1 pseudogene is annotated in these 500 nt (G+C 62.4%); it reads left to right on the top strand.

Annotation, left to right across the window (positions count from 1 at the left end):
• Positions 1-204: 204 nt before the first annotated feature.
• Positions 205-500, top strand: a pseudogene (locus AC1DWF_RS39190) (hypothetical protein); the annotation flags it as partial.

Raw genomic sequence — 500 nt, 5'->3', positions numbered from 1 at the left:
TGGCCGGCCAGGCCAAGGCTGATAGCGTTTTACGCCAGTCGCTCGGGGAAGAAGAGCGCATGGCGCAGTGGTGCGCGGAAAATCTCGACGGACTCACGCGGCGCTACGTGCAGCTGCGTACAACGCATCAGCACCCGGGCGTCTGAACGCCATCTGCGCGCCGGCGTGAATCAGTGATCCCCCCTTCATCCAACGGAAAATCTCATGGCAATGGACGGAACGGCCCACGCGGGCAGGAACATGCTCGACCGCCTTCCTCTGGTCTGCTTCTCCCATCTGCGCTGGAACTCGGTGTTTCAACGCCCACAGCAGCTCATGTCGCGCTTTGCCGTAACGCGCGACGTGTTCTTCTTTGAAGAACCCACCCATTCCGAGTCCGGTGACCGGCTGTCGATCGAGGTGTGCCCCGCCAGTGGCGTCCAGGTGATCACGCCCCAGCTGCGTGACCCCTCGGATGTACGCGCTCTTCGCCGGTCCCTCGACGAGATGATGGCTAAGAT

The sequence above is a fragment of the Aminobacter sp. P4_D5 genome (assembly GCF_056401815.1).
The sequence above is the reverse complement of the archived record's forward strand: the minus strand, read 5'-3'. Positions and strand labels throughout refer to the sequence as shown.